The organism is Paenisporosarcina sp. P4_B8 (assembly GCF_056402175.1).
Map to the genome: position 1 here is coordinate 1 of NZ_JBFUHX010000050.1, position 808 is coordinate 808.

Annotated in this window: 7 tRNA genes; all 7 read right to left on the reverse strand. The window is 49.9% G+C overall.

Annotation, left to right across the window (positions count from 1 at the left end):
- Positions 1-87: 87 nt before the first annotated feature.
- A tRNA-Glu gene (locus tag AC1DSK_RS17375) sits at positions 88-159 on the reverse strand.
- A gap of 7 nt (positions 160-166) precedes the next feature.
- Positions 167-257, reverse strand: a tRNA-Ser gene (locus AC1DSK_RS17380).
- Between the two features lie 9 nt (positions 258-266).
- Positions 267-341: transfer RNA gene (locus AC1DSK_RS17385), tRNA-Asn, on the reverse strand.
- A gap of 1 nt (position 342) precedes the next feature.
- Positions 343-419 (reverse strand) — tRNA-Ile (locus tag AC1DSK_RS17390).
- 9 nt (positions 420-428) lie between these two features.
- Positions 429-502: transfer RNA gene (locus AC1DSK_RS17395), tRNA-Gly, on the reverse strand.
- A 4-nt stretch (positions 503-506) separates the two neighbouring features.
- Positions 507-582: transfer RNA gene (locus tag AC1DSK_RS17400), tRNA-Phe, on the reverse strand.
- A gap of 143 nt (positions 583-725) precedes the next feature.
- Positions 726-801 (reverse strand) — tRNA-Asp (locus AC1DSK_RS17405).
- Between the last annotated feature and the right edge of the window lie 7 nt (positions 802-808).

The following is an 808-nucleotide window of genomic DNA, read 5'->3' on the forward strand; positions in this document are numbered from 1 at the left end:
CGTTTCGCTACAATTCGACATTTCTCTACAATTCGACATTTCTCCATAAAAAAACACGCTATCCCGAAGATAGCGCATCTTTTTAAATGACCCCTACGGGATTCGAACCCGTGTTACCGCCGTGAAAGGGCGGTGTCTTAACCGCTTGACCAAGGGGCCTTACATCTGGCGGAGAAGGAGGGATTTGAACCCTCGCGCCGGTTRCCCGACCTACACCCTTAGCAGGGGCGCCTCTTCAGCCACTTGAGTACTTCCCCAGAAATAATTGGCTCCGAAGGTAGGACTCGAACCTACGACCAATCGATTAACAGTCGATTGCTCTACCACTGAGCTACTTCGGAATGGTGGGCCTAAATGGACTCGAACCATCGACCTCACGCTTATCAGGCGTGCGCTCTAACCAGCTGAGCTATAGGCCCACAAAAAAATGGAGCGGGTGAAGRGAATCGAACYCTCATCATCAGCTTGGAAGGCTGAGGTTTTACCACTAAACTACACCCGCAATATGGTGGCTCAGGACGGAATCGAACCGCCGACACAAGGATTTTCAGTCCTTTGCTCTACCGACTGAGCTACTGAGCCACATTCGAATTGTACTAAGCTTCGAATCTMGTTGTCAGCTTCATTCGTTCGTTCAGTCACGTACGTTAGTACGCTCCTTCACTTACTCATTTTGCTTCCTAGACCTTCTTTGCTTATTCCAATTCTTAACACTTCATAAAAAATGGCGGTCCCGACGGGAATCGAACCCGCGATCTCCTGCGTGACAGGCAGGCATGTTAACCGCTACACCACGGGACCATTTGGT